The organism is Pararhizobium sp. O133, assembly GCF_051669845.1.
In the GTDB taxonomy this organism is placed as follows: Bacteria; Pseudomonadota; Alphaproteobacteria; order Rhizobiales; family Rhizobiaceae; genus Pararhizobium.
Window position 1 is genome coordinate 2,989,007 of the sequence record NZ_CP196426.1, and the last position, 26,996, is coordinate 3,016,002.

25 protein-coding genes are annotated in these 26,996 nt (G+C 60.7%); 3 read left to right on the plus strand and 22 right to left on the minus strand.

The genetic code is table 11. The features are described from left to right. Positions 1 to 4 precede the first annotated feature (4 nt). From ACST81_RS14285 to yajC, 5 genes are all read right to left on the minus strand, one after another. The gene (locus ACST81_RS14285; RefSeq protein ID WP_438748675.1) at positions 5 to 445 is read right to left on the minus strand and encodes a hypothetical protein; all 441 of its coding nucleotides are present in this window, start codon (positions 443 to 445) and stop codon (positions 5 to 7) included. 129 nt (positions 446 to 574) lie between these two features. Next, positions 575 to 1,450, minus strand: a complete 876-nt coding sequence (locus ACST81_RS14290; RefSeq protein WP_438748677.1) for a phytoene/squalene synthase family protein — start codon at positions 1,448 to 1,450, stop codon at positions 575 to 577. A 4-nt stretch (positions 1,451 to 1,454) separates the two neighbouring features. Next, positions 1,455 to 1,847, minus strand: a complete 393-nt coding sequence (locus ACST81_RS14295) for an Mth938-like domain-containing protein (protein WP_438748678.1) — start codon at positions 1,845 to 1,847, stop codon at positions 1,455 to 1,457. Further along, the gene (secDF, locus tag ACST81_RS14300; protein WP_438748680.1) at positions 1,844 to 4,387 is read right to left on the minus strand and encodes a protein translocase subunit SecDF; all 2,544 of its coding nucleotides are present in this window, start codon (positions 4,385 to 4,387) and stop codon (positions 1,844 to 1,846) included. Before secDF ends, ACST81_RS14295 begins: the two co-directional genes overlap by 4 nt. Before the next feature lie 59 nt (positions 4,388 to 4,446). After that, on the minus strand, positions 4,447 to 4,785 hold the full coding sequence (gene yajC / locus ACST81_RS14305; protein ID WP_438748681.1) for a preprotein translocase subunit YajC: 339 nt from the start codon (positions 4,783 to 4,785) through the stop codon (positions 4,447 to 4,449). 245 nt (positions 4,786 to 5,030) lie between these two features. Here yajC and ACST81_RS14310 point away from each other — a divergent pair, with 245 nt between their 5' ends. Beyond that, a complete protein-coding gene (locus ACST81_RS14310) occupies positions 5,031 to 5,903 on the plus strand; it encodes an ATP-binding protein (protein ID WP_438748683.1) in 873 nt (290 codons plus the stop codon). A gap of 75 nt (positions 5,904 to 5,978) precedes the next feature. On the opposite strand, the gene ACST81_RS14315 is transcribed toward ACST81_RS14310, so the two are convergent. The 15 genes from ACST81_RS14315 to ACST81_RS14385 form a co-directional block, all read right to left on the minus strand. After that, a complete protein-coding gene (locus tag ACST81_RS14315; RefSeq protein ID WP_438748685.1) occupies positions 5,979 to 7,511 on the minus strand; it encodes a peptidoglycan DD-metalloendopeptidase family protein in 1,533 nt (510 codons plus the stop codon). A gap of 280 nt (positions 7,512 to 7,791) precedes the next feature. Further along, a complete protein-coding gene (locus ACST81_RS14320) occupies positions 7,792 to 8,448 on the minus strand; it encodes a biotin biosynthesis protein BioC (protein ID WP_438748687.1) in 657 nt (218 codons plus the stop codon). A 232-nt stretch (positions 8,449 to 8,680) separates the two neighbouring features. Next, on the minus strand, positions 8,681 to 9,412 hold the full coding sequence (locus ACST81_RS14325) for a class I SAM-dependent methyltransferase (RefSeq protein ID WP_438748688.1): 732 nt from the start codon (positions 9,410 to 9,412) through the stop codon (positions 8,681 to 8,683). 5 nt (positions 9,413 to 9,417) lie between these two features. Continuing rightward, on the minus strand, positions 9,418 to 10,029 hold the full coding sequence (locus tag ACST81_RS14330) for a protein-L-isoaspartate(D-aspartate) O-methyltransferase (RefSeq protein WP_438753567.1): 612 nt from the start codon (positions 10,027 to 10,029) through the stop codon (positions 9,418 to 9,420). Between the two features lie 38 nt (positions 10,030 to 10,067). Further along, entirely contained in the window at positions 10,068 to 10,838 is a 771-nt protein-coding gene (surE, locus tag ACST81_RS14335; protein WP_438748689.1) for a 5'/3'-nucleotidase SurE, read from the minus strand. A gap of 25 nt (positions 10,839 to 10,863) precedes the next feature. After that, positions 10,864 to 12,147: a serine--tRNA ligase gene (gene serS, locus ACST81_RS14340; RefSeq protein ID WP_438748691.1), complete on the minus strand. Its 1,284-nt coding sequence runs from the start codon at positions 12,145 to 12,147 to the stop codon at positions 10,864 to 10,866. Positions 12,148 to 12,212: 65 nt separating this feature from the next. Then, positions 12,213 to 13,031, minus strand: coding sequence for a twin-arginine translocase subunit TatC (gene tatC, locus ACST81_RS14345; RefSeq protein ID WP_438748692.1), 819 nt, complete (start codon positions 13,029 to 13,031; stop codon positions 12,213 to 12,215). Continuing rightward, positions 13,028 to 13,687 (minus strand): Sec-independent protein translocase protein TatB, encoded by a 660-nt coding sequence (gene tatB, locus ACST81_RS14350; protein WP_438748693.1) that lies wholly within the window; start codon positions 13,685 to 13,687, stop codon positions 13,028 to 13,030. Before tatB ends, tatC begins: the two co-directional genes overlap by 4 nt. Before the next feature lie 71 nt (positions 13,688 to 13,758). Continuing rightward, positions 13,759 to 13,968 carry a twin-arginine translocase TatA/TatE family subunit gene (locus tag ACST81_RS14355; protein ID WP_438748695.1) on the minus strand — a complete coding sequence of 70 codons (210 nt, stop codon included), beginning with the start codon at positions 13,966 to 13,968 and terminating at the stop codon, positions 13,759 to 13,761. A gap of 224 nt (positions 13,969 to 14,192) precedes the next feature. Further along, a complete protein-coding gene (gene scpB, locus ACST81_RS14360) occupies positions 14,193 to 14,906 on the minus strand; it encodes an SMC-Scp complex subunit ScpB (protein WP_438753569.1) in 714 nt (237 codons plus the stop codon). A gap of 13 nt (positions 14,907 to 14,919) precedes the next feature. Further along, the gene (locus ACST81_RS14365) at positions 14,920 to 15,738 is read right to left on the minus strand and encodes a segregation and condensation protein A (RefSeq protein ID WP_438753572.1); all 819 of its coding nucleotides are present in this window, start codon (positions 15,736 to 15,738) and stop codon (positions 14,920 to 14,922) included. Between the two features lie 82 nt (positions 15,739 to 15,820). Further along, positions 15,821 to 16,837 (minus strand): beta-N-acetylhexosaminidase, encoded by a 1,017-nt coding sequence (gene nagZ, locus ACST81_RS14370; protein WP_438753573.1) that lies wholly within the window; start codon positions 16,835 to 16,837, stop codon positions 15,821 to 15,823. 149 nt (positions 16,838 to 16,986) lie between these two features. Next, on the minus strand, positions 16,987 to 19,905 hold the full coding sequence (locus ACST81_RS14375) for an SPOR domain-containing protein (protein WP_438748697.1): 2,919 nt from the start codon (positions 19,903 to 19,905) through the stop codon (positions 16,987 to 16,989). A gap of 63 nt (positions 19,906 to 19,968) precedes the next feature. After that, positions 19,969 to 21,729: an arginine--tRNA ligase gene (argS, locus tag ACST81_RS14380; RefSeq protein ID WP_438748699.1), complete on the minus strand. Its 1,761-nt coding sequence runs from the start codon at positions 21,727 to 21,729 to the stop codon at positions 19,969 to 19,971. 104 nt (positions 21,730 to 21,833) lie between these two features. Beyond that, entirely contained in the window at positions 21,834 to 23,051 is a 1,218-nt protein-coding gene (locus ACST81_RS14385) for a deoxyguanosinetriphosphate triphosphohydrolase (RefSeq protein WP_438748700.1), read from the minus strand. Positions 23,052 to 23,260: 209 nt separating this feature from the next. On the opposite strand from ACST81_RS14385, the gene erpA reads away from it, so the two are divergent. After that, positions 23,261 to 23,593, plus strand: coding sequence for an iron-sulfur cluster insertion protein ErpA (erpA, locus tag ACST81_RS14390; RefSeq protein ID WP_438748702.1), 333 nt, complete (start codon positions 23,261 to 23,263; stop codon positions 23,591 to 23,593). Positions 23,594 to 23,615: 22 nt separating this feature from the next. Here erpA and ACST81_RS14395 read toward each other — a convergent pair whose 3' ends face one another. Further along, entirely contained in the window at positions 23,616 to 25,073 is a 1,458-nt protein-coding gene (locus ACST81_RS14395; protein WP_438748703.1) for a phospholipase D-like domain-containing protein, read from the minus strand. 141 nt (positions 25,074 to 25,214) lie between these two features. Here ACST81_RS14395 and xth point away from each other — a divergent pair, with 141 nt between their 5' ends. Further along, a complete protein-coding gene (gene xth / locus ACST81_RS14400; RefSeq protein WP_438748705.1) occupies positions 25,215 to 26,015 on the plus strand; it encodes an exodeoxyribonuclease III in 801 nt (266 codons plus the stop codon). Positions 26,016 to 26,021: 6 nt separating this feature from the next. On the opposite strand, the gene exoR is transcribed toward xth, so the two are convergent. Further along, positions 26,022 to 26,819 (minus strand): exopolysaccharide production regulator ExoR, encoded by a 798-nt coding sequence (gene exoR / locus ACST81_RS14405; protein WP_438748706.1) that lies wholly within the window; start codon positions 26,817 to 26,819, stop codon positions 26,022 to 26,024. Positions 26,820 to 26,996 lie beyond the last annotated feature (177 nt).

The window sequence follows — 26,996 nt, forward strand, 5'->3', positions numbered from 1 at the left end:
GACGTCAGGTCGCCGGCAGCGACTTGAAATCCGATTGCGGATTGAAGCTGCCGAGTAGCCAGAGCGACACTTCCGCTGCGATCTCGGCACTGCGGAACTCGTAGGTTCCATCGAGATAGGCAATGTCGGCAAAATGCACCGTCAGGCCCCGGCCGCTCGGCGCATTGCTGGTATTGACCTTGCCGGCCTCGATCAGGTGGCAGACGAAATGCGTGCCATGCGCAGCCATGAAGCCGGCTTTGCCATCATGCAGCCGCACGAAATAGGCTTTCTCGTCAGCCGTCGCATGAATGTCGCGGATGGCTTCGTCGGGAAAGGCGCGACCGAAATCCATGATCGCCAGCCCGGCATCGGGCTCACGCCGGTCCTTCTCCGCACGCGCCTTCATCCGCATGTAGAAAATCGTTGCAAGCAGCACACCCATGATGACAATTGGCCAGACCATAACGCCCGTTCCCTTTGACGCCGTTCAACAGAATAACATGGACCGGACCCTAAAAGTCCAAGCTTGCGCCAATGTGCCGCCGGTTTTGCGAAATGCGGTTGATGAAGACAGAATCTGCCTTGGCGCCGCTTACCACCGTCCGCTGCGGGCGGCTTTCCACATCCACCACTGCCGGCGCCATTGCGATGGCACGATGGATTGCTCGAACAACCGCGAGCCGGCCCGCTCGGCGCGATCGAAAACCGGCTGCGCCAAGGCAACCGGTGTGAAGGCATGGCGGTTGAGCGGCGAAATCGTGGATGCTTCTACCCTCGCCTTGGCAAGATGGTCGCGTCCCAAGCCGGCAAAGGCACGAATCGCCCGGCTGACGGCATCTTCGTCCTTCCCGGACAGAAAGCTATCCCGGTCCAGTCCCGTCGCCGAAAGCAGCTCCTGCGGGAAATAGACCTGGCCGCGCCGGCGATGCAGCGGCAGGAGGAGCAGCAGGCCGGCGACGGTCTGCGCGACGCCGGCATGGCCGGCCGCGGATGCGGACTGCTGGGCGTTTTCGGCGTCGAGAATGAGGCTGGCAAGCTGGATCAGAGCCGAAGCCGTCTCGCCGGCATAACCTTCCAGCGACGAGCGGTCTTCCATCGGGTCGTCGTAAAGATCGAAGATGCGGGCATCGATCATATTCTGCAGGACCGGGACCGGAAGCTTGTATGTATTGATGCAGGCAAGCAAGGCTTCCGCCAGCGGATGCCCCTTGCCGCTCGCGCCGCTGACATCATCCAGCATGTCCCGCCACCATTGCAGGCGGATTTCCCCTGGCAACGGCTCGCGCACGAGATCGCGGATGCGGGCTATTTCCGCGTGGAAGGCATAGAGCGCCGAGAGCGGGCCGCGCTTGTCGGCCGGTGACAGCAGGCAGGCGAGATAGCGATCCCGATCGCTGTCGCGTAGCGCCGACAGGCTGAAATCATAGATCGTCCCGGTGGGCGCTTTCTGGTCTTTGGAAGTGGTCATGGCCTCAGACGGCGATCAATGCCGCAGCCACGGCGCGGGATTCGGCAAGCATGATATTGTAGGTGCGCACGGCGGCTCCGGTGCTCATCGGATCCGAGGAGATCGCATGTTCCTTGAATTGCGTCTTCAAGACAGCCGGTAGCAGCTTGATGTCCTTGCCGGTCCCAACGAGAATCACCTCGATCTGCGCCGCCTCACGGAAAACGCGCTCGAACTGTTCCGGCGTCAGCGGATCGCCTTCCGCCATGTCCCAGCCATAAATCCCGGACGGCAGCATCAGCAGCGAGCCGCGATGCGACATGTCGGCAAAGCGGAATCCGCCATTGCCATAGCTGTCGATCGGCGCCCGACCGGGAAAATGCGCCTGGCGGATTTCGATGGGCTTGCGCAGGATCATCGTGCGCCCCTTGCCGACAGCGTCGGCCCGCCGGTCTTTTCCGTCCCGTGCCGCAGCTTGAAGAGGATGAGAACCGGACCGGCGACATAGATCGACGAGAACGTGCCAACGGCAACGCCGAACAGCATGACGAAGGCGAAGGGCTGGACAGCCTCGCCGCCGAAGATGCAGAGGGCGGCGAGCGCCAGCATGGTGGTGGCTCCCGTCAGCACGGTGCGCGACAGCGTCTGATTGATCGACGTGTCGATCAGGATCGGCAGCGGCATGCGCGGATAGCGTTTCAGGTTTTCGCGCACGCGGTCGTAGACGACCACCGTATCGTTCAGCGAATAGCCGACGATGGTCAGGAGCGCCGCGATGCTGGTGAGGTTGAACTCCATGCCCGTCACCACGAACAGCCCGATCGTCAAGAGCACGTCATGCAGCGTCGCAACGATCGCGCCCGCGGCGAACTGCCACTCGAACCGGAACCAGATATACACGATGATCGCCAGGAGCGAGGCGAGGACTCCGATCGTCGCAGCCTTCGTCAGATCGCCCGATATGGTCGGCCCGACCACTTCGACGCGGCGGAACTCATAGGTATCCTCGAGTTCGCCGCGGATCAGGATGACCGAGGTCTGCTCGGCATTTTCACCGCCGTCGCGTGAATGGACGCGCACGACCACGTCCTGCGGCGAACCGAATGGCTTCACCGTGACATCGCCAATATTGAGTTCGTAGAGACGGCCAGTGATATCGTCGATATCGGCATTGCCCTCACGCGCCTTGAGTTCAATGACCGAGCCACCGGAAAAATCGATGCCGAGGTTGATGCCAAGTGCGCCGAACAGGAGCATGCTCACGACCGAGAGCAGCGTCGTCAAAGAGAAGACATAATTGCGGATCGCCATGAAGCGGAACGCCGCGCCATCGAAGATGCCGGTGCGGATGCCATCAGGAAGTTCGGTCGGCTGGCGGCGGCGGAGCCAGACTTCGAGCATGACGCGCGTCAGCGTATAAGCAGTAAACAGCGTCGTGACGATGCCGATCGCCAGGGTCACTGCAAAACCGCGGACCGCGCCGGTGCCGAGGAACAGGAGGATGATCGCGGCGATCAGCGTCGTGATATTGGCATCGACGATGGCGGCAAAGGCGCGGGAAAAACCATAGTCCAGCGCCTCCCGCAGCGATCGGCCGTGTTTGACCTCCTCGCGGATGCGCTCGTAGATCAGCACGTTGGAATCGACCGCCATGCCGATCGTCAGCACGATACCGGCAATGCCCGGCAGGGTTAGCGACAGGCCGGTCGCGGAAAGCACAGCGATGATCATGACAACGTTAAGCGCGACCGCAAGGCTCGCGATCGCACCGAACAGGCCGTAGAAAGCCAGCATGAAGAGCACGACCAGAATGGCGCCGATCGCGCCGGCCATCATGATCGAATGAATGGAATCGGCACCGCGTCCCGCACCGATCGAGCGTTCCTCGACAACTGTCAGCGGCGTCGGCAGCGCGCCGGCCCGCAGCAGAAGCGCCAGATCCCCGGCTCCCTCGGTGCTCATGTCGGCAGCAAGCTGAACCGTGCCGTCGGTGATCGCCTTGCGCACAAGCGGTGTGGCGATCACGGCGCCATCGAGAACGATCGCGACCGTCGTTCCCGCGCTATCGGCCGTCGCCTTGGCGAAACGGGCCGTGCCCTCCGGCCCGAGCCGGAGATTGACGACGGGGTTGCCCGATTGCGCATTGATGGCGGCCTGCGCATCGACGATGTCGGCATTGGTGAGGATCGGCTGCCGGCGAACGAGATAGCCGATCGGCGGATCATCGGCCGAATAGAGGATTTCGGAATTGACAGGTGGCTGGCCGTTGACGGCATCCTGGACCGCCATCGACATGTCGATGCTGCGGAAAGACAACGCGCCGGCCTGGCTCAGGATGTATTTGACCTGTTCGGGATCGTAACGACCAGGAATCTGCACGACGATCCGGTCGGCGCCCTGTCGGCGCAGCTTTGGCTGTAGCGCGTCCAGTTCCGTCAGGCGCTGCTGCAGGACCGCAATCGCGCTCTCGATCATCGTCGAAACGCGATAGTCGATGCCTTCGTTGGTCATGTCGAGAGTGATCATGCCATCGGCTGCCGTGCCGATCATGACCTCGCTGACCGGGTTCTTCGTCAAGCCGCCTGCCTTGACCGGGTCGGCCAGAGACTTGAGAGCCGCCAGCGCTGCATTCGCTTGCGCCGGGTCGCGGAGGCGCAGTTGAATCTCCTGCCCCGTTCCAGACAGGCCCGAATAACCGATATCGGCGGCCCGCAGCTTCGCGCCAACCGCATCGATGGTCGCCTGAAGGCGGGTCTTGATCACATCATCCCGCTCGATCTTCAGCGTGATCTGGGATCCGCCCTGAAGATCGAGGCCGAGCATCATCTGCCGCTTCGGCACCCAACTCGGCAAGCTTTCCAGTGTGCTGTTCGATACCGCGTTTGGCAGGGCCACCACGATGCTCAGCAGCACGGCGAGCCAGACGATGATGGTTTTCCAGCGGGAAAAATACGGCATGAAGCTCTCAAAGATATGTCGTTACACGGGGACCGGTGTGCTCCGGCCTCCCTGCAGGGTCACTCCTTGACGGGTTCACCCTTAACACGGACTTCGGTTACACCACTGCGTACCACACGAATCTTGACGCCGTCAGCAATTTCGACTTCCAGTTCGCTGTCGTCGACAACCTTCGTCACCTTGCCGAGAATGCCGCCACCCGTGACGACCTGGTCGCCGCGACGAATGTTCTTCAGCAGTTCCTCGCGACGCTTCATGTTGGCGCGCTGCGGGCGGATGATCAGGAAATACATTACCACGAAGATCAGCAGAAACGGCAGGATCGACATGAGAATATCGGCGCCGCCGGCGGTTGCGCCGGGTGCTGCTGCTTGGGCGAATGCCTCGGTAATGAACATCAATCACTCCTTGAATGCTCTGTGGCGGACAAAGGCCCGCGTTTGGGATCGCCGAAATATAGGAAAGGCTGCCATGAATGCAACAAGACCTTCTCCCGGCTTCGTATCATCTGCCTCATACATGAAATCGGCCACAGGAGAAGCTCTTTCTGCAGGATTTCGCGCCTTTTACCGTTACGGCTGCCGTGCTACCGGACAGTCGGCCTTCACAGCCAAAACAGTGACATCATTCGGGACGTTCTTTGATGCAGGATACGAAAATCGACCTTCTGATCGCTGAAATGCGCAAGCTGTCCGCAGCCATCGAACGGATCGCCGGCCCGGCGCCCGCGCTCAACGACTGGGACGCGGCGGAATGCTTCGTCTGGTCGCCGCAACGCCTGCATCTGCAGCCGGTCACGAAGCCGAACCGGGTCGATCTCAAGCTGATCCGCAGCGTCGATCATGTCCGCGACATCCTGTTCGACAATACGCTGCGGTTTACCCAAGGCTTTCCGGCCAACAATGTGCTTCTGTGGGGCGCGCGCGGCATGGGCAAATCCTCACTGGTCAAGGCTGTTCATGCGACGGTCGCCGAGCAGGCCGGTATCCGCTTGAAACTGGTCGAGGTACATCGCGAGGATATCGCGACGCTACCGATACTGATGGAAATCCTGAAGGCAGCGCCGGTGCCGGTCATCGTCTTCTGCGACGATCTCTCCTTCGACCATGACGACACCTCCTACAAGTCGCTGAAGGCGGTTCTGGACGGCGGCATAGAGGGGCGACCGGGCAATGTTCTACTGTACGCCACGTCCAACCGCAGACACCTGCTGCCGCGTCACATGATGGAAAACGAGCAGTCGACCGCCATCAATCCGTCGGAAGCCGTCGAGGAAAAGGTGTCACTTTCCGATCGCTTCGGTCTATGGCTCGGCTTCTACAAGTGCAGCCAGGACGACTATCTCGCCATGATCGACGGTTATGCCGATTATTTCGGGCTGGATACCGACCGGTCGAACTTGCATGCCGATGCGCTGGAATGGAGCACGACGCGTGGCGCGCGCTCCGGCCGCGTCGCTTGGCAGTTCATCCAGGATCTGGCCGGACGGTCACAGAAAAAGATCGACATGGCCTGAAAGACAGGGGCCTGAAACCGGAAAAGCCCCTCACGGGGCTTTTCGACGTTTGATAACGGTGATCTTCTGCGGCGACTATTCGAGATAGGTCGCGGGGTTGACCGGGCTGGCTTTCTTGCGAACCTCGAAGTGCACCTGCGGCTGCGTCGCCGTGCCGCTCATTCCTGACGCCGCGAGCGTCTGGCCGCGCTGAATCTTCTGGCCACGCTGAACCTTCAGTTCCGAGGCGTTGCCGTAGACGGTAACGGTGCCATCGTCATGGCGAACCAGAACGGCGTTGCCGAGTTCCTTCAGGCTGCTGCCGGAATAGATGACGACACCGTTTTCGGCTGCCTTGATCGGCGTGCCCTCGGGAACCGAGATGTTGATGCCTTCGTTGCGGCTGCCTTCGACATTGGCACCATATCCGGCGATGACGGCACCGCGAACCGGCCAGCGATACTTGCTGATGCCCGTTGCCTTCGGCGAATCTTCGGAAACCTCTTCCTTCGAGGCGACCTCGACCGACTTGTTGGCAACCGGCGGCTTGTACTCGGCCGGTTTTTCGGCAACCACCTTGGCAACCTTCACCTCGGCCTTCTTGTCCGGAACGGAGGCGGTGACAACCTGATCCGGTTGAGATGCGCCGGCACCCGGAACCTTCAGCGTCTGACCGACGCGGATGGCAGCGGTGCTCAGGCCGTTTTCCTTGCGCAGCGCTTCGACAGAGACGTTGTTCGCCTTGGCGATCCGGTTGAGGGAATCGCCGGCCTTGACCGTGTAAGTCCCGTTCTGGCCGTTGCCGTCGCCTGAAACCGGCTGCTTGCCAGAAGCGAGATCGGTATTCTTGCCACCCTTTTCGCGCGGCTTGGTCTGGCCGGGCAGGATCGCGACTTCGCGGCTATCCGGCTGCAGCGGCACGTTCTTCTGCTTGTCGACATCGAGGCTCGCGGCCTGATCGGAGGCTGACGCCTTCGCAGCACTGCCGGAAACGGCAAAGGTCGGGATCAGGATGCGCTGGCCAGGCTCGGCGTCGGAGCCGGATTTCATGCCGTTTGCCTTGAGGATTTCCTTTTCCGGAACGCCGAAGCGTTTGGAGAGCGTCGCGACCGTATCGCCCTGGCGCATCAGCACCGCCGGCGCATTGGTCGTCGACCAGCCACCCTTCGTCGTGGCAGTAGTCACCGGGTCGAAATTGATCTTCTTGTCCGCCTTGGCCATTTCGCGCGCCGCCGGCATTGGCTGAGCAAGCGACTTTTCACGTGCCTTCACGGCCGGATCGGCAAGCACGGTGCGCTGGACGTTGATGGGGGTCGAAACCTCCCGAGCACGAGAGACCGGCGTCGATGCCGTGTTGACCGTATCCGGGAACGGCTGGTTCATGGCTTGATCGCGGGCATCGGCCGCCAAGACCGGCGCGGAAGCGATACCGCCATCCTGAACATCATTGCGCGGGATCGGAACATTGCTGCGGGAGATGGAGTTGGTGGTCAGGTCATCCGACCCGGAGAAGAGGCCGCCGAAACGGCTCGCATCGGAGCTGCAACCGGTCGCGGCACTTGCCAGCAATACCGCCGCAGCTAGGCGAACGACGGACTTACTCACACTTGATGAAACTCTAATACGCATGACGCTTTACCCAACTTGAACACAACTCGGTGTAAGATGATTAAAACGCATTAGAGTTACCGCGCGGTTAAAACCGGCTTAGCCACTCGCGATTTGTGATGAATTGATAACCATGATCGCCAGCCAGAGCCAAGCAAATCAGCAACAAGCGATCGAAACGGATGCAACGGCATTCCTGCTCCAATGAGGCCGCGCAGCGCAAGCTTGAACAGCCGGGGCGACAGACCTCGTATAGGGCCAGCCATTTATGGCTTTTAGACGTCCGCCGGGAGCATGCGCGTCAGAAGCTCTCCTGGTAGAACTTCTCGATCTCGGAGAGCGCGCCACGCGTCTGCGTTACATCCTCGTAGCTGATCGTTCCCGTATCCCAGCCGAACATGTCGCCGGTCATCATACCGCCGACGTCCTGGCCTTGGTTCAGGTCCGTCTCGGTCTTTTCGGTATCGAGCAGAACGCTGACGAGCGTCTGGAAACCGACCCCGCTGTCGATACCGCTCTCGTCGTTATATTCGACCGAGCGCGCGCCGGCGATCGCTGCGTCGCGCGTGCCGAAATAGCGAAGGCTGTTCTGGTCCTCGGGACGCAGGTTATCGTAATATTCGATGAAGGCGCGATAATAGGCCTTATGGTCGCCGGTCTCGCTGTATTTCCCGAAAGCCTGATATTCGCGCGCGGCCAGTTGCGGCGAGAGTTTGTTGGCCCATTCGTCCTGCGTCAGCGCTGGCTGCTTGTCCTGAGCCTTCCTGGTGCGGCTGAGGAACAGGAGCGTCTCGGCCGAGAGAGACACACGCGAGGACGGATCGTAGCCGCCGACGAAAGACGGTGTTGCACTGCCAGCCTCGCGGCTTCCCGAGTTCGCCTGCCCCACCGCGCGGCCCGCAAGGTTGCCCATGCCGTCGCCGGTTGCCGTCGAGGTCAATCTGTTCGCGATCTGCATCTGTCGTCTCCTGCGTTTAGACGCCTGGAATAGAACTGACAAACACGCATCAGGTCAGAGGTCAGCTCATAGATATGACTTTTGTGCGCAAATCCCGGTTATGCCCCGAAACTTGCGCGAGGCTGACTATCGTTAACGAAAAATTAACGCTCTGATTTCGCAATGATTAATTGTTATGTTTCGCGACTTCGCACTCGACTGCATTGTTGCTGTGCAACAAAAATGTTCGGAATCAATGTGCAATGACGATGATTTCCGGGCTTTCAGTTCGAAAAGGCTGACTGTCCCACTCACCCAGCCACTCCATTTCGGAGAATCCTGCCTGCCGCAGCATGAACTCGATTTCCGTCTGATCGCGGAAAGAGAGCACGCTGTCGCTGACATCGGCACAACGGCCTGCGTCAAATACGGTATGGGTGCGAAAGGTCACCTGCCCTCCGCAGACTTGCGTGACCTCATGCCAGGTTTCGACAATCCCGAGTTCCGGGTGTTCGATCACCCGGCGAGATTTTTCCGGCACCCAGTCTTCCCAGATGCGCGTGAGTGGATTGCGGCTTTCGAATGCAAGGCGGCCACCGGGCTCAAGATGCCGCTTCACTGTCGACAGCATGGCTACTGTCTCGGCCTGTCCGAGAAAGACCTGAAACACATGTCCGGTCATCAGGACAAGATCGAAACGGCCGTTCAGCGGCACGGCGGCGATATCGCCAAGGATCCAGCGGACATGATCACCTCCATCACGACGTCGGGCAATGTCCAGCATGGAGTCCGCGGGATCCACTCCGGTCACCGCATGTCCAAGCCCGGCAAGCCGGACGGAAAGGAGGCCGGTGCCGCAGCCAAGATCGAGAATGCGGGACGGGTGCCCTGCGATCGCGCAATAGAAATCCGTATCCGGCCCGGCAGCATTGAGACTGTCGTAGAGAGCGGCAAGCTCGCGGCTGGTATAGATCGAGTCCGGCATCCGGCCTACAGGAAGGATGCCAGTTGCGGCTGGATCGGCAGGTAAGGCGCCTCGAACAGGTCCTCGCGGTCGAAGCGGCTACCGGTCCGCGTCAGCCGGACGATACGGCATTCCGTTTCACTCATCATGATCGGCACGATGAGAACGCCGCCAGAAACGAGATGATCGGAAAAGACGCGCGGCAGGCTGGGGAAGGCCGCAGTGATCAAAATGCGGTCGAAGGTCCCCTCGCCCGCCGGCCCGATGCTGCCATCGGCGTGACGAACAACGACGTTGCGGACGCCGGCCTTTTCGAGATTGCGCTGCGCGGTGGTGACAAGTGTCTTGTAACGATCGATCGTCAGAACCCGTTCGGCGATCCGGCCCATGACGCCGGCGGTAAAGCCGCTGCCCGTCCCGACCTCGAGGATGCGCTGTCCCGACTTGATATTCAGGCTGTGCAGCAGCCGCACAGCGAAATCGACGCCCTCCATGAAGGCGCCACAATCGAGCGGCACCAGGCGGGAGGAATAGGCATTGTCCTGATATTGCGGCGGCGCGAAGATCGCGCGCGGCGTCTGTTCGACGGCGTTGAGCAAATCCTTGTTGGAAATGCCCTCGCCCCTCAGCCGCAGCATCAGCGCCGCAAACCCTTCCTGCTCGACGATCCTGGGGCTCAATCGGCCTCTCCGTCGAGAAGCGCCCGTGCCACACGGTCCTGGACAGCATAATCGGTCAGGTCGAGTTTCAGCGGCGTCACCGAAATCTTGTGCTCGCGGATTGCATGAATGTCCGTCCCCGCCCGGAAATCGCCGAAACGTTCGCCAAAACGAAGCCAGAAATAGGGATGACCGCGCCCATCGGCCCGCTCATCGATCGTCAGGCCGAAATCGAGTTTGCCCTGTGACGTGACTTCCGTGCCTTGGACGGCATCCTCAGTGCAATTCGGAAAATTCAGATTGAGGAAGGTGCCATCCGGCAGATCGAGGAACATCAGCTTGCGGATGAGCGCCGGCGCATGGGTCTCAACGACACCCCACGGGACAGGTGCGCCGCTGACATGGCTGTAGGCTTGGCTGAGCGCGAAGGAGCGGATACCCTGCAACGTGCCTTCGATCGCCCCCGCAATCGTACCGGAATAGGTGACGTCATCGGCCATGTTGGCGCCAACATTGACGCCGGACAAGATGAGATCCGGCTTGAAATCCAGCACCTTGCGGGCCGCCATGATGACGCAGTCGGTCGGCGTTCCGCGCAGGGCGAAATGCTTTTCCGAAATCTGGCGCAGGCGCAGCGGCTCCGAAAGCGTCAGCGAATGCGCCAGGCCGCTCTGGTCGGTTTCGGGCGCGACCACCCAGACATCGTCCGAAAGGGTGCGCGCGATCCGTTCGAGAACGGCAAGGCCTTCGGCATGAATGCCATCGTCATTGGTCAGCAGAATCCGCATCTCTACCCCTGCCGCAGGACGCGGCTTAGCTGGCCCGTTCGATCGTGGTCCGGCCGCCCATATAGGGCAACAATACGTCCGGGATGGTTACCGATCCATCTTCATTCAGATAATTTTCGATGACGGCAATCAGCGCACGCCCAACAGCAGTGCCCGATCCGTTCAGCGTGTGGACGAACTTCAGGCTCTTGTCGTCCTTGACGCGGTAACGTGCATTCATCCGCCGTGCCTGGAAGTCACCGCAGACCGAGCAGGACGAAATCTCGCGATAGGTATCCTGCCCCGGCAGCCAAACTTCGAGGTCATAGGTCTTGCGGGCGCCAAAGCCCATGTCGCCGGTGCAGAGCGTCATCACACGGTAATGCAGACCAAGACGCTTCAGCACTTCCTCGGCGCAGGCCGTCATGCGCTCGTGCTCATCGATCGAGCTGTCGACATCGGTGATGGAGACGAGTTCGACCTTGTTGAACTGATGCTGGCGCAGCATGCCGCGCGTATCGCGACCGGCCGAGCCAGCCTCTGAGCGAAAGCATGGCGTCAGGGCCGTCAGGCGCAGCGGCAGCTTGTCCGCTTCGAGAATCTGCTCGCGCACCATGTTGGTCAGCGGAATTTCAGCCGTTGGGATGAGCCAGCGGCCATCCGTGGTCCTGAACAGATCCTCGGAAAACTTCGGCAATTGTCCCGTGCCGTACATCGCCTCTTCGCGTGTCATCAGCGGCGGCTGAACTTCGAGATAGCCATGCTCGCCGGTATGCAGGTCAAGCATGAACTGGCCGAGCGCACGCTCAAGCCGGGCGAGCTGTCCCTTGACGATGGTAAAACGCGAACCGGCGATCTTGGCGGCGCCTTCGAAATCGAGCCAGCCGAGTTCCTCGCCGATCTCGAAATGTTCCTTCGGCTTGTGATTCCAACCCGGCTTCTGGCCATAGCTGTGCTTGACCACGTTGCCGCTTTCGTCGCTGCCGACGGGAACGTTATCGAGCGGGATATTGGGAATGCGCGACAGGGCGTCCGCAAGCTCAGCGTCCGTCTGGCGGCTTTCCTCTTCCAGAGCCGGCATGGTCGTCTTGAGCTCGGCCACCTCAGCCTTCAGCGTCTCGGCAAGTTCGCTGTTCTTCTGCGCCATCGCAGCGCCGATTTCCTTGGAGGCGGCATTACGGCGCGACTGCATGTCCTGCAGCGCCTGAACTAGGGAGCGACGCTTTTCATCAAGCGAAATCAATGCTGCCGACAAGGGCTCCGCACCGCGCTTTGCGAGCGCCGCGTCCAGGGCTTCTGCATTGTCCCTAATCCATTTGATATCTAGCATGGTCGTTCAGGTCCTGATCGGTCGTATCGAAAATCGGAGCCCGAACGCACTGACGCGGGTTTGCGTCAGCTGGCGTTTTCTTCCGCCTCGGCAACCGCGCGTGCCGCCGCATCGCGTTCCCGTTGCCGCTCGATGAGTCGGGCCGTATAGATTGAAACCTCGTAGAGAAGGATGGCCGGCAGGGCAAGACCGATCTGGGAAACCGGGTCCGGCGGTGTCAGGATCGCAGCCGCAATGAACGCAATGACGATCGCATATTTGCGTTTGTCCTTCAGCCCTTGCGATGTAACGAAGCCAACGCGGGCCAGCAGCGTGGTGATCACCGGCAGCTGAAACACGAGCCCGAAGGCAAAGATCAGCGACATGATCAGGCTGAGATATTCCGAAACCTTAGGCAGGAGTTGGATCGATACCTGCCCCTCGCCGCCATCCTGTTGCATGGCCAGGAAGAACCACATGACCATAGGCGTAAAGAAGAAATAGACCAGGCACCCGCCCATGATAAACAGGATCGGCGACGCGACCAGGAATGGGAGAAAGGCCGCCCGCTCGTTCTTGTAGAGACCGGGGGCAACAAATTTGTAGACTTGCGACGCAATCACCGGGAATGCGATGACCAGCGCGCTGAACATGGCGACCTTCACCTGGGTGAAGAAGAATTCCTGCGGCGCCGTGTAGATCAGTTCAACAGACTTGTGGCTGAGCCCTGCCCATTCCACAGCCCATTTGAACGGCTGGACAAGGACATTGAAGATGCCCTTGGCGAAGTAGAAGCAGACAATGAACGCGACGAAGAAGGCGCCGACCGCCCACATCAGGCGTGCGCGCAGTTCGATCAGATGCGCCATCAACGGCTGAGGCTTGTCTTCGATATCGCCGCTCATGCATCACCCGTTTTCTTGGTCGCCTTGGCGGCAACCTTGCGGGCCTCCGGCTTCACGCCAGCCGGGACCGAATTTTTTGGTTTCTTGATTGAAGCCTTGGCGGCCACCGTCGCGACCGGCGCAGCGATTGCGGCGTCCGAAACGGTCATTTTCGGCTTGGAAGCGCGCTTGGCCTTCGGCTTTTCGGCATCAACGGCTGCAGCGCGATCCAGCTGTTTGGCGGCGGATGCGATTGCCGCGGCGGCGACCGGATCGGGCTTGGCCAGGTCAGCTTTTGGTTCTTCCTGCGCAACGACGGTTTCGGCGGGAGTATCAGTGGAAGCGGGTGTGAACGGCTCCTTTGACTTCTCGACGGTCGTCGCCTTCTGCAGGTCGGCCTTGATCTCGTTGCCCATCTGCCGAAGCGGGTTCATGGCCTCGCGGATACTGTGCGCTGGATTGAGCTTCTGCGCATCCGCAAGCGTCTTGCGCACGTCGTCGAGATCGGCCTCCTTGAGCGCTTCATCAAACTGCTGGCGAAAGTCACCCGCCATTCCGCGCATTTTCGTCATCATCTTGCCAAACGTCCTGAGCATCGGCGGCAGGTCCTTGGGGCCGACCACGATGATCAGAACGATGGCGATAACGACGAGCTCGGTCCAGCCGACATCAAGCATTCTCAGAACTCCACGAAACCGAAAGCGTCAGGACCTGCCACACGGGACAGGTCCTGTTACCCAATGCATGATTAGCGGACTTCGTCGGATTTGTGTTCGACCGTCTTGCCGTCGAGACCCTTCTCGGTCGTCGGTGTCGCGTCGTCGTCGGTCATGCCCTTCTTGAAGCTCTTGATGCCCTTGGCAACGTCGCCCATCAGTTCCGGGATCTTGCCACGGCCGAACAGCAGCAGAACCACGACCAGAACGATCAGCCAATGCCAGATACTAAAGGAACCCATATCCTTACTCCCTTGAAGACTTGAACCCCGATTTAAGATGTTCGATCATCTTTTTCAAACGGCAATCTATCCCGCTCGTTAACGGAAAGCCGCACGTCGCGCAATCCTTACACGGAGAGTTGGGTGGAGATACAGTCAACAGTATGATTTTTCGGACTTTCCAGCCAAATCTCGCGCGCGGTCACGCAAGCGTGACGAATAGGCGCAGCCATGAGACCTGAAAACTATTCCTCGTCACCGCCGGTCGGTACGAGCAGGCCCAATTCTTCCAGATCGAGCTGCGTGATCGGGTCCTCGTCATCGCCCAGACCATCATCGCCAAGCGGAACCGGGATCTGGAAATTCGACGGAATGCGGCCGGACAGCAGCCCCGCCCCCTTCAGTTCCTCCAATCCCGGCAGGTCCCGCAGGTCCTCGAGCCCGAAATGATCGAGGAAATCGCGCGTCGTACCGAAGGTGACCGGACGACCGGGCGTGCGTCGTCGGCCACGAAACCGAATCCAGCCAGCCTCCATCAGGACGTCGAGCGTCCCCTTCGATGTCTGGACACCACGAATGTCCTCGATCTCGGCACGGGTTACCGGCTGGTGATAGCCGATGATCGCCAACACCTCGAGCGCCGCGCGCGACAGCTTGCGCACCTCGTTTTCGTCGGTCTGCACAACGAAGGAGAGATCGGCGGCGGTACGGAACGCCCAGTGTTCGGCGACCTGAACGAGATTGACGCCGCGTTCCGCATAGATGGATTTGAGCCGCGCCATGATGCGCGGAACATCGGCGCCGCGCGGCAGTCGGGAGGCGATATAGCCTTCGGATACCGGCTGGGCGGAAGCGAAGACAAGCGCCTCGGCGATCCGCTCGGCCTCCAGCTCCAGTTTCGGATCCAGCACGGCCTGTGCACCGTCCGCCTCCTCATCCCGCTCGATGACGCCTGGCAGCTGCTCTTGCGGATCAGTCACGCCCCGCCTCCATATCCGCCAGCGCCTGCGGCGTCAGCGGGTTTGGTCCCTGGCGCAGGTAGATCGGCGAGAACGCGCCATCCTGGCGTATTTCGAGCCGGCCCTCGCGCACCATTTCGAGCGAAGCCGCAAAGGAACTGGCAATGGCCGTCGCCCGCTCCTTCGGGCTGGTCATGTAGCGCAGCAAGAAATGGTCCAGCGCCGTCCATTTTATCATATCCCCGATTAGCCGGGCGAGAATCAGCCGGGCGTCGGACAATGACCAGACCTGCCGCTTCTCGATCGTCACCTGCATGATGGCTTCGCGCTGGCGCAGCGACGCGTAAGCATGCAGGAGATCGTAGAGCGAAGCTTCGAAGGCCGATTTCTTTTCGACCGGAATATGCTCCGGCGCGCCGCGCGCGAAGACATCGCGGCCGAGCCGATTGCGGTTGATGAGACGGGTCGCCGCCTCCCGCATCGCTTCCAGCCGCTTGAGGCGGAAAGCCAGCGCCGAGGCCATTTCCTCGCCGGAGGGGCCTTCGTCCTTGGCTTGCTGCGGGATCAGCAGCCGCGATTTGAGGAAGGCGAGCCAAGCCGCCATCACGAGATAGTCGGCCGCCAGCTCAAGCCGGATGCTGCGGGCGCGTTCGATGAAAGCGATATACTGTTCAGCGAGCGCCAGCACGGAAATGCGCGCGAGATCGACACGCTGGTTGCGGGCAAGATGCAGGAGAAGGTCGAGCGGCCCTTCGAAGCCGGCAATATCGACGACGAGTTCTTCCTCGTGCAGTCCGCGATCGGCGGGTTCGTCCTGCCACAGCGGATCCATCGGCGCGCGTGCTGCCGACTTCCTCTGTGTATCGGCGGCATTGCTCACGATTGGTTTACCCCTGAAATCAGCCTGTGCCCCTTCAAGAGATGGCGAACATGCCGTTGAATTCTTCACGCAGCGCAGCTTCATCCGCACCATCGGGCTTGCTGAAACCGGCCTCGACGGCCTTGACGCGGCGCAAGGCGTCGCCGGCCAGAACCGGAACCACGCGCGCCACCTGCAGCATTTCATCCATGATGCCATGGCAATGCAACACCATATCGAGCCCGGCGGCGACAATACCGCGTGCGCGCTGCTCTATATCTCCGGCAAGCGCGTTCATCGACACGTCGTCCGACATCAGCAGGCCATCAAAGCCGATATGACCGCGGATGATCTCGCGAACGACCTTGGCCGAGGTCGTGGCCGGATTTTCCGGATCGATCGCCGTGAAGACGATATGCGCCGACATGGCCATCAACTCGTTCCTCATGGAAACGAAGGGCACGAAGTCGCTTTTCGCCAGTTCATCGAAGGTCACATCGACCACCGGCAGCTTGTGGTGCGAATCGACGAAGGCGCGGCCATGACCCGGCATGTGCTTCATCACCGGCAGCATGCCGCCAGCTTTGAGGCCTTCTGCCGCCGCCGCACCAATCTCGGCCACGGCTTTGGGATCGTATCCGTAGGCACGATTGCCGATGACCTCACTGCTGCCTTCGATCGGCACATCGAGCACCGGCAGGCAATCGACGGTGACACCCAGCCGCATGAGATCAAAGGCATGCAGGCGCGACATCAGCCATGCGGCGCGCAGCCCTTGCTCCCGGTCACGCCGGTAAATTTCGCCGATGGAAGCACCGTTCGGATATTGCTGGACGATCGGCGGCTTGATGCGCTGGACGCGCCCGCCTTCCTGGTCGATCAGCACCGGCGCATCGGGATTGCCGATACTGTCGCGCAGCGATGCCACCAGATCCAATATCTGGGCCGGTTCACCGATATTGCGCCCGAACAGGATGAAGCCCCAGGGACGTTCACCGGCAAAGAAAGCGTTTTCCTCGGCGGTGATGGTCAGGCCCTTGCAGCCCGAAATGAATGCTTTTGATTCGCTCATATCGAGATGATAGTCGTTGCAACGCGCCGGGCGAATGCCCGTTTCCAGCAGAACACAGTCATTCACAGCTATTGCAAGCATAAATAGGCCTACAAAACGAAAAAGGCGCGACTGTCGCCGCGCCTTCCTTCGTCCGATTGTCTGGACGGCTATCTCGTCACAAGGCAGCTGCCGCCGGCGCTCTTGTACTGGGCGCAGAGCGCGTTGGCCGCGTCGCGGCTGCCGGCCGGGATACGGACACGGTAGTAGGTGCCCTTGCCGGCGATTTCGGCGCGCTTGATATCGACGCCCTTGCCGCCGATGACACTCGCGAATTTGCCGGAGAGCGTCTTGTAGGACTTCTGCGCTTCGGCTTCGGACGGCAGCGATGCGATCTGCATCACGTAGCTTCCAGGCGCGATCGACGCCGTCTCGATCGGCTTGTCTTCGGCAACTGGCGTCGTCTCCTTGAAGGTATCGACAACCTTCGTCGGCTCTTCGACCGGCTGTGCCTGCTGAACCGGTGCGGCATCGGCTACCGTCGTCGTCTTGACGGCACGAACCGGCGCGGTTTCCTCGACCGTCACATCGGCGGCTTCCGCCAGCGCGCTCTTTTCTTGCGACAACGATTTTGCTGTTTCGGCCTGCGGCGTCACTATTGTGGTCTTCACCGTCTTGACCTGCGGGTCGCCCTCGCTTGGCTGCGCCTGGTTGGAGGCCACCTGCGTCTCTGGCTGGGCGACGGTTTCCTCGCGAGCGACCAGTGTGCCGTCCGGCTTGACGATCATCGTGCGCACTTTGCGCGGTGATACGGCAGGGGTTGCGTCCACCTGTGCATTGTCGGCGGACTGATCGTCTGGAAGAAGGCGGTCGCCCCCCTCGTCATTGATCGGCGTCAGGCCGGCGACCTCGTCTGCACGGCCCTCGAGCGGCAGATCTTCCGGCGTCAGGGTCCGCTGAACCACATCGATGGGCTCTTCGGTCGAAGACACGAGAGCGTCCTGCTGCGGCGTCGTATTCTGAGCACCGGAAACGCGATCATAGACGGCCTTGTCCTGGTTTGGAACGGTCTTGCCACCCTTCTCGGCCGGCACCATCTTGACGGGCGACTTGTCGGCGAGAATGATTTTCGGATCGCCGCTGGACAGACCCGGCGCATTTCCGCCCATGAAGGCGTAGACGCCCGCGCCGCCGAAGATCGCAACAACCGCGACGGCAGCCGCCAGCATCATCAGGCGACGCTTCACCGGGCCGCGCTCGTCGTCGTAGTCATCGTTGGGCGCGGAATAACCGGAACCGACCGCAAGGCGGTCCGACGATGGGTCCGTGTTCTGGCGCTGGCTCAGCGACAGGCGGAAATCCTCTTCCATGGCCTTTTCGAATTCATCGAAATCGTCCTCGACGCGGGCGCCGTTGCCGACAGGCTGGGCGGCAGCGGACTGCGGCATGGCGCCAAAGCCATGATCGTCCTGGGCGCCCTGAGCCGGGTTGCGCGCGCCACGGTTCGGCGTGCCAAACAGCTGAGCCATTTCAGCGTCGATATCGAGATCGTAATCCGGCTGCTGAACGACCGGCCGTTCCTGTTCGACGACAGGCAACTGCGGCACGTGCAGTTCGGCCATGGCCGTAAGGTTTTCTTCCGTCTCGGAAATCATCGAGGGGTCGAACGGCAGGACGCCTTCCGGCTCCTGGCTCACCGGCTCTTCGAATTCCGGCAGGTCGACAAAAGGTGCCCGCGCTGGGCTTTGGGCCTGCATTTCGGCAATAGACGCGACCGGCGTGATAGCTTCGGTGACCGGCGCCGCGGCGACGGTCTCGACCGGGGCAAACGCCGTTTGCTGTGCCGCCATCTCGAATTCGGAGGGGTCGATATCGAGATCGATACCGGCAAGATCGAGTTCGAAAGTGTCGAGATCGAAATCCGGCTCATCGTCGACGGGCAGCTTCAGAGCTTCGGCCGATTCGACTATCACGGGTTCGACCGGCGTTTCAGCCGGCTGATAAGCCGTTTCCGTCGCGACAGCCACCGGAGCGGCGACGACTGCGGCCGGCAGCGGCGTTGCGAATGCCCTCTGGGACGACACGCCACCATTGGAGGCAACCGGTGTCGCCCGGCTGAAGGTCGGCGTGAAGGGATAATTTACCTTGCGGGACGCTTCCTGCGCCAGCGGAACCTTTACGTCAGCCTGAGCGGGCACAGGAAACCGCTCGATATCGGCCAGCAGGGCATCAATGCCACGCGGGTCCATCTGAGAAACAACCGTTTCGGCGGCAGGTGCGGGCTGCGCTTGCGGCACGTCCACAACGGCGGCCTGAACAGGCTCGAACACAGCCGGCTCTTCGACGACCGGACCCAAATCCAGTTCCGGTTCGAGGCGGTGTGGCAGGGCGGCAGATGCCCTGGGTCCCGGCGCTTCAACCTGCGAATCGTCATACCCGATCGACAGTTCGAGTTCGCGCCCGAGATCGGCGCCGTCGAACACCAGGTCATCCTGCTGGTCAACCGGCCAGTCGATAATGGCTTCGGTGGAGACGATTTCCGGCGGATGCGTGAAGGACTCAGCTACTGCTTCATCAATCACCTGGATTTCGGGCACCTGGATTTCGGGCACGTGGATTTCGGGAACATCGACCGGCGCGAAAACCGGCTCCTGAGCGACAGGCAGGACGATTTCGTCGACAGGCGCTACCGCATCAAAATCCGTGGACGGCAGGAACGCTTCGTCCTCATATTGCCCCCAGGCAGGCTCAACGGCGTCCTCGATTGCGAATTCTGGCTCGACGGCATACGGCTCGGCGACGTCAGGTAATTCGACGACACGCGACGCAGGCTCCACGGCCGGCGCGTCATAGACGTCGAACTCGCGCATGAGTTCGCTTTCCAGATCGAGCATCGGCTCGGCATGGGAAGGAACCTCCGGCACCGGTTCACGGCTCACCAGTTCGCGATGCCTCGCCAATTCCTGAAGCTGCTGGACCGCAGGCCGATTGTCATACCCGACGATGCGTGCGAGTTCGGCCAACGGATCATCATCCGCCAAAATGTCGAATTCCGCAGTCTCGCCACGTGCCAATTGTTTCTCTGCCATACGCTCCACTCACAACTTACTAGCCAGTCCCTGCCAGTTCATTGTGGGGAAATGTTGACAATACTATCGCATCTCATCCGGTGCTGCGGTGCCTGTAATAGACAGGCCCGATTTCAGCACCGAGGCGACAGCATGCACAAGTCCTAACCTGGCGATGGTCAATTCTCTATTTTTATCGTTAACAAAACGTAATTCAGGAGCCTCTTTACCTTTATTCCAGTGCGCATGGAAGGCGCTGGCAAGATCATAGAGGTAAAACGCGATGCGATGGGGCTCCTGGGACTGTGCCGCCGCCTCGATGATACGCGGATATTCCGCCAGCTTGGCGACCAGCTGCAGCTCGTTCGAATCAGAGATGTTGCCGGCAATCGCGCCCGCCAGATCGATCGTTGCGAAATCCACGCCCGGAAATGCTTCGCTGGCCTGCCGGAACACAGACATGCAACGCGCATGCGCATACTGCACGTAAAAGACCGGGTTATCCTTCGACTGTTCTGTCACCTTGGCGAAATCGAAGTCGAGCGGCTCGGAATTCTTGCGGTAGATCATCATGAAGCGGACGGAATCGCGGCCGACTTCCTCGACCACATCCCGCAGGGTAACGAAGTCGCCGGAACGCTTCGACATCTTCACCGGCTCGGCATCACGATAAAGCTTGACCAGCTGGCAGAGCAGCACCGTCAGTTTCGACGCGCCGCCTGACACGGCGCGCGCGACCGCCTCCAGACGCTTGACGTAGCCGCCATGGTCGGCGCCGAGCACATAGATCATTTCGTCGAAGCCGCGATCGAACTTGTCCTTGAAATAGGCAACGTCGGCGGCGAAATAGGTATAGGAGCCATCCGACTTGATCAGCGGTCGGTCGATATCGTCACCGACCTCGGTCGAGCGGAACAACGTCTGTTCACGATCTTCCCAGTCCTCCGGCAGTTGCCCCTTCGGCGGCGGCAAAGCGCCCTTGTAGACATGGCCCTTGAAGGTCAGGTCGTTGATGGCGTTGCGGATCCGCCCGGCGCCATCGGCATGCAGCGCGCGTTCGGAGAAGAACACATCGTGGTGGACGTTGAGGGCTGCCAGATCCTCGCGGATCATCGCCATCATCGCATCGATCGTACGATCCTTGACGAGTGGCATCCACTTGTCTTCCGGCATGATCCGCAGGCTCGTGCCGAATTCGTCGGCAAGCGCTTGCCCGACCGGAACGAGATAGTCACCGGGATAGAGCCCCGAGGGGATGTCACCGATCTTTTCGCCAAGCGCCTCGCGGTAGCGCAGGAAGGCGGACCGCGCGAGCGTGTCGATCTGCGAGCCTGCGTCGTTGATGTAATATTCCTTCGTCACCTCATAACCGGCAAAGGCCAGAAGGTTCGCCAGCGTGTCGCCGACGACGGCGCCACGGCAATGGCCGACATGCATCGGGCCGGTCGGATTGGCCGAGACATATTCGACATTGACCTTGCGGCCGGCGCCAACGGCACTCTTGCCGTAATTGGTACCATCGGCGACCATCACCGCCAGAAGCTTCTGCCAATAGGCGACCGAGAGCTTGACGTTGATGAAGCCGGGACCGGCCACCGAGACGGCGGCGACTTCCGGATCCTGCTGCAATTTCTCGACAATCTGGTCGGCGAGCGCCCGCGGATTTGTGCCCAGCGGCTTGGCCAGTACCATGGCGGCATTGGTTGCAACGTCACCATGGCTTGCATCGCGCGGCGGCTCCACACTGATCCTGCCGAAGTCCATGGAGGAGCGATTTTCACGCACGATATCAAGCGTTTCGAGGACGTTTTTAATTCTTGATTCGAAGTCAGTGAAAATGTTCATCGCATCCATCCGGCCTGCTCGGCCCGAAGGGGCGCGAGACCGCGTTAATTTCGTTCAGATCGGCGGCCCAACATGCGCGTGACCGCCCTCAATCGGCGCGGTGACTACCGCAAATCAGGGGTATGGTCAAACAAGCGCCTGTGCACGGCGATCGCGTAGGTATCGGTCATGCCCGCCAGATAGTCGCCGACATGGCGGGCCTTGGCGGGTTCGGCCATGCCGGCAATCTGGTCGATCCAGTAATGCTTCTGCATCTCGCGCGGATCAGCCATGAAGGCGTTGTAGAGATCGGTGACGATCAGCGCGGCATTGGCACGCACGCGCATTACCTCGGGGTGGCGATAGATGCGGGTCATCAGCATTTTCTTAATCTGCTGATCCGTTTGAAACATTGCTTCCGAAAAGCCGGCCATCACTCTGTCCGCCGCCCGCACATCGGCAGCGCTCTGCGGGTTAACCTCACGCAGATTCTTCTGGGCGACGGTGATCACATCCTCGACCATCGCCGTGATCTGGCGGCGCATGATTTCATGGGTGAAGCGGTTGGCCTCCAGCCCCGGATATTTGTCGCGGACCTCGCGCATCAGCGCGGCCAAGAACGGAATTTCCTCCAGCATCTCGAAGTTCAGGTAACCCGAGCGCAGGCCGTCGTCGATATCATGGGTGTTGTAGGCAATGTCATCCGCGATCGCTGCAACCTGAGCTTCCAGGCTGGCGAAACTCGCCAGTTCGAGATCATGCAGCGCGCAATAGTCAAGGATGGGCTGCGGGACCGGACCACGGATGCCCTCGCCGTTTGCCGCCACCAGCGGCCCATTGTGCTTGACCAGACCTTCCAGACTTTCCCATGTCAGGTTGAGCCCGTCGAACTCGGCATAACGGCGTTCCAGCTTGGTGACGATGCGCAACGACTGCGCATTGTGATCGAAGCCGCCATAGGGCTTCAGCATTTCGTGCAGCGCGTCTTCGCCGGTATGACCGAAGGGCGTGTGGCCGAAATCATGGACCAGCGCCACGCCTTCTGCGAGATCCTCGTCCAGCCGCAGGGCGCGTGCCAGCGCACGGGCGATCTGCGCCACCTCGATCGTATGGGTCAGGCGCGTGCGATAGTGATCGCCATCGGCGGCGATGAAGACCTGGGTCTTATGCTTCAGGCGGCGGAAGGCGGTGGTGTGGACGATGCGGTCGCGGTCGCGCTGGAAATCGGATCGCGTCGGGCTCACGGTCTCAGAATACAGCCGCCCCCGGCTCGCCCACGGATCGGAGGCGAAAATCGCGCGTTCACCGGAACCGAAACCAAGCGCATGTCTGTCCAATGTCATTTCCCACTTTGCATCCCATTGACGCGGTCTTAAAGCCTTCATACCTATAGTGTGCGCTGCAGGAAAGCACCGAGTGGATACCGCTCGTATCCTTGAACAAAAACAAGGATTTGCCGCGCAACCGGCCCACTTCGTGTGCGATCTTCACGACGCAGCGGACGATGGAAACAGCGAATCTCTCCGGATCTTGACCCCGGCAGGAGGTAAACATGACGACGGAAACTGTAACTCTCTCGGACTCGGCGGCAAAACGCATCGCCGTCATCCTGAAATCCGACGCGGAGAAAAAGGCCATGCGCGTCTCCGTCGAAGGCGGCGGCTGTTCGGGCTTCTCCTACAAGTTCGATCTGGTCGGGGATGCCGACGACGATGACCTCGTCCTGGAGAAGGGTGACGCGAAAGTGCTGATCGACAGCATGTCGCTGGTCTATATGAGCGGCTCGGAAATCGACTTCGTCGACAACCTGCTCGGCCAGTCCTTCCAGATCAAAAACCCGAATGCCGTCGCAAGCTGTGGCTGCGGTACGAGTTTCTCGATCTGAGACAACGGCGACAGCATTACCCCTAAAGATACGGCGATCCCAGCCAGAATATCTTATTGAGCAGGCGTGTGGCGAAAGGCTTGGCATGCAGGTCCGGCAGCGTGACCGGATGCGCCTCGTTCAAGACAGCCTGGATTCGATGTCCGATGCTGCCGGCAAAGCTCGTGTCCAGCACTTCCAGATCAATCTCGAAATTGAGCCGCAAAGACCGGGGATCGAGGTTCGACGAGCCGACATAGGCCCAGCGGTCATCGACGGTCATCAGCTTGGAATGATTGAACGCGCCGGTCGATCGCCAGATCCGGCAACCGCCTTTGAGAATCTGGTCGAATTGCGCCGTCATCGCCCGATCGACCAGAACCAGGTTGTTGACGGCCGGCACGATGATATCCACGTCCACGCCCCGCAGTGAAGCCGTCACCAGCGCGCTGATCAGTTCCCTGTCCGGCAGGAAGTACGGCGACATGATGCGGATATTATGTCTGGCAACGGAAAAGGCTCCCATCATCATCTTGTGATTGGATTCGTTGGCCCGGTCCGGCCCCGACGGCACTGCGCGCACCAGCATGGCGGGCTTTGCCTGTGGCGCCGACGCAATCTGCCAGGCGGCGCCCTCCAGCACTTCCCGGCAGGCAAACTGCCAGTCTTCTGAAGCCACCTGGAAAAGATCGGCGACGACCGGGCCGGCGACGCGGAAATGCGTGTCACGCGCCTGAACATCACCGGCGAACTCCAGGGTGAAGCCCGAGCGGATATTCATGCCGCCCGTAAAAGCGACAACGCCGTCGATCACGAGGATTTTCCGGTGCGTGCGCAGATTGGCATAGGGTAGACGCAGCCCCATGATGATATTGCCGTTGAACACCTTGACCGTGACGCCGCCCGCCTCGAGATGACCGACAATGCTGGGAACCGAATAGCGCGCGCCGACCGCATCGATGAGGATACGCACCTCGACGCCGCGCTTCACCGCCCCGATCAGGGCATCGGCAAACCGCAGGCCGATCGCGTCGCGATCGAAGATATAGGTTTCGAGCAGAATGGCGCGGGTGGCGGTGGCGATCTGCTGCAGCATTGCCGCATAGGCGGCGTCCCCGCCTTCCAGCATGGTGATCTGGTTGCCCGCGCACATGCGGTGACGGCTGACGCGATCTCCCAAAAGCTTCATCGCGCCGAATCGCTGCCCGAATCGCTCGGCGACCGCCGCGATCGTAACGTCGAACTTGCTTAAGGCGTCCGTTCCCCGCTCCCGCACCAGCGAACGCTGCTGCTCGATAGAGGAGCGGCGGATGCGATTGATGCCGGCAATCGCATAGAGAAGCGCGCCGAGAACCGGGGACAGAACGATGATGCCTACCCAACCCAGCGCAGAGCGGACCTCTTGCTTGGTCATCGTGGCATGAATGGCGGCTGGCACGCCGAGAATGACGGAGAGGACCGCCAGGATATGCGGCCAATAGGTCGTCAGCAAAGCAATCATGCGCCGACTATAAAGAGCCGGCTCCAAGAAGCAATTCTGTACGGGATGAACGGTCGCTTTGCAAAGCTTGCGGTTTGTCAAAGAAATCCGGCGGGGCTACAACAGGAAAAGCCCGCGCCGCATTTCGAAGGATTGCCCATCATGAAAATCGTCACCTGGAATATCAACGGCATCAGGGCCCGCATCGACGTTCTCGTGGCATGGCTGAAGGAATCACAGCCCGACATCGTCTGCCTGCAGGAAATCAAGACCGTCGACGAAGGCTTTCCCCGCGGCGAGATCGAGGCACTCGGCTACCACGTCGAGACGCACGGCCAGAAAGGCTTCAACGGCGTCGCCATCCTGTCGAAGATCAAGCCGGACGAAATCAATCGCGGCCTGCCCGGCGCCGATACCGACGAACAATCCCGGTTCATTGAAGGCGTGTTTTCCGTTGACGGCGGCGTCATCCGCGTCTGCTCGCTCTACCTGCCAAACGGCAATCCGGTCGAGACGGAAAAATTTCCCTACAAGCTCTCGTGGATGGACCGGCTGAGCGCCTTCGCAGCCGAGCGGCTGGCGCTGGAAGAACCCTTGATTCTCGCGGGCGATTACAACGTGATCGCGGAGCCGCATGACTGCTGGGACGTCAAGGTCTGGCAGAACGACGCGCTCTATCAGCCGCGCACGCGCCAATCCTTCCGGCGGCTCGAAAATCTCGGTTTCACCGATGCGGTGCGCGCGACGAGCGATGCAGCGCCGCTCTATACGTTCTGGGATTATCAGGCGGGTTGCTGGCCAAAGAACTTCGGCATCCGTATCGATCACCTGATGCTGTCGCCGGAGGCGGCTGACCGGCTGGTTTCAACCGATGTCGAAAAGCATGTTCGCGCCTGGGAAAAGCCGTCCGATCACGTGCCGGTAGCGGGCAAGTTCAGCTTCGCAGCACGGGCTGCAGCCTGAGCGATATCAGTCGCTGTCGAGATGGATGGTCTGGGACATGGCGACGGCCGCCCGGCGATCATCTTCACTGGCAAGCGAGAAAGCCTGTTCCTGCAGTGACTGCAGCCAAGGCTTGTCCTTGGGGGTACACTGGTCGAGCGCGGCGGTCATATAGGCAAGGCCGCGTGCCGTCTGGCCTTCCTGGAAAATCACATTGCCGAACACGCCCATGGCGCCGGCATGGCCGTTCTTGCGGGCGCGGTTCAGCCACTTCTTCGCCTGCTGGACATTGACGCTGCCGCCATCGCCCGACAGCAGCATCCTTGCCAGCTGGAATTGGGCTTCAGAAACGCCGAAGGTGGAAGCCGCCTGGAAATAGAGCTGGCGCGCCTGGCTCATGTCGCTCTTCACCGGACTGTCGGGAATGCCGCGACGGTAGTAGCCGGCGAGCGAGATCAGTGCATTGACGAAATAGCCGGTATCTTCGGAGCCCGGTTCGACGCCTTTCTCGGCGATCTCGCTGTAAATCTTGAACGCTTCGAGGTCGTTTTCGGCGACGCCGTCACCGTAAGCGTACATATTGGCCAGCGCCCAGCGGGAGCCCGTATGGCCTTTTTCCGCTGCATAACGGTAGGCTTCGACGGCTTCGTCCTTGCGACCATTCTTGTAGGCGGAAAAGCCGAACTTGAAGAGGGCGAATGGTCCGGATTCCTTCGTGACACCGGCGCCGGGATCGAACGCGAAGGCCGTGCGCTGCTGCGCGGAAAGCGCGAGTGCCAAACTCAAAACAAGAAACGTCAACGACCGGTAACCGCGTATCAGCATGATAGTCTATATCTTCCGTTCAACCCCAAGAGCCGGTCGGTGCCAGTGCCAATCGATACTCTGCCTCGCGCATTCGTCATGCCGGCAGTTTCCCGACCGTAGTCGGCTTTTCCGGCAAGAGTGCGGCTCGCCCTGGGCCACACGATCCAATCCGCGCAAAAACGACCTGCCGAACAG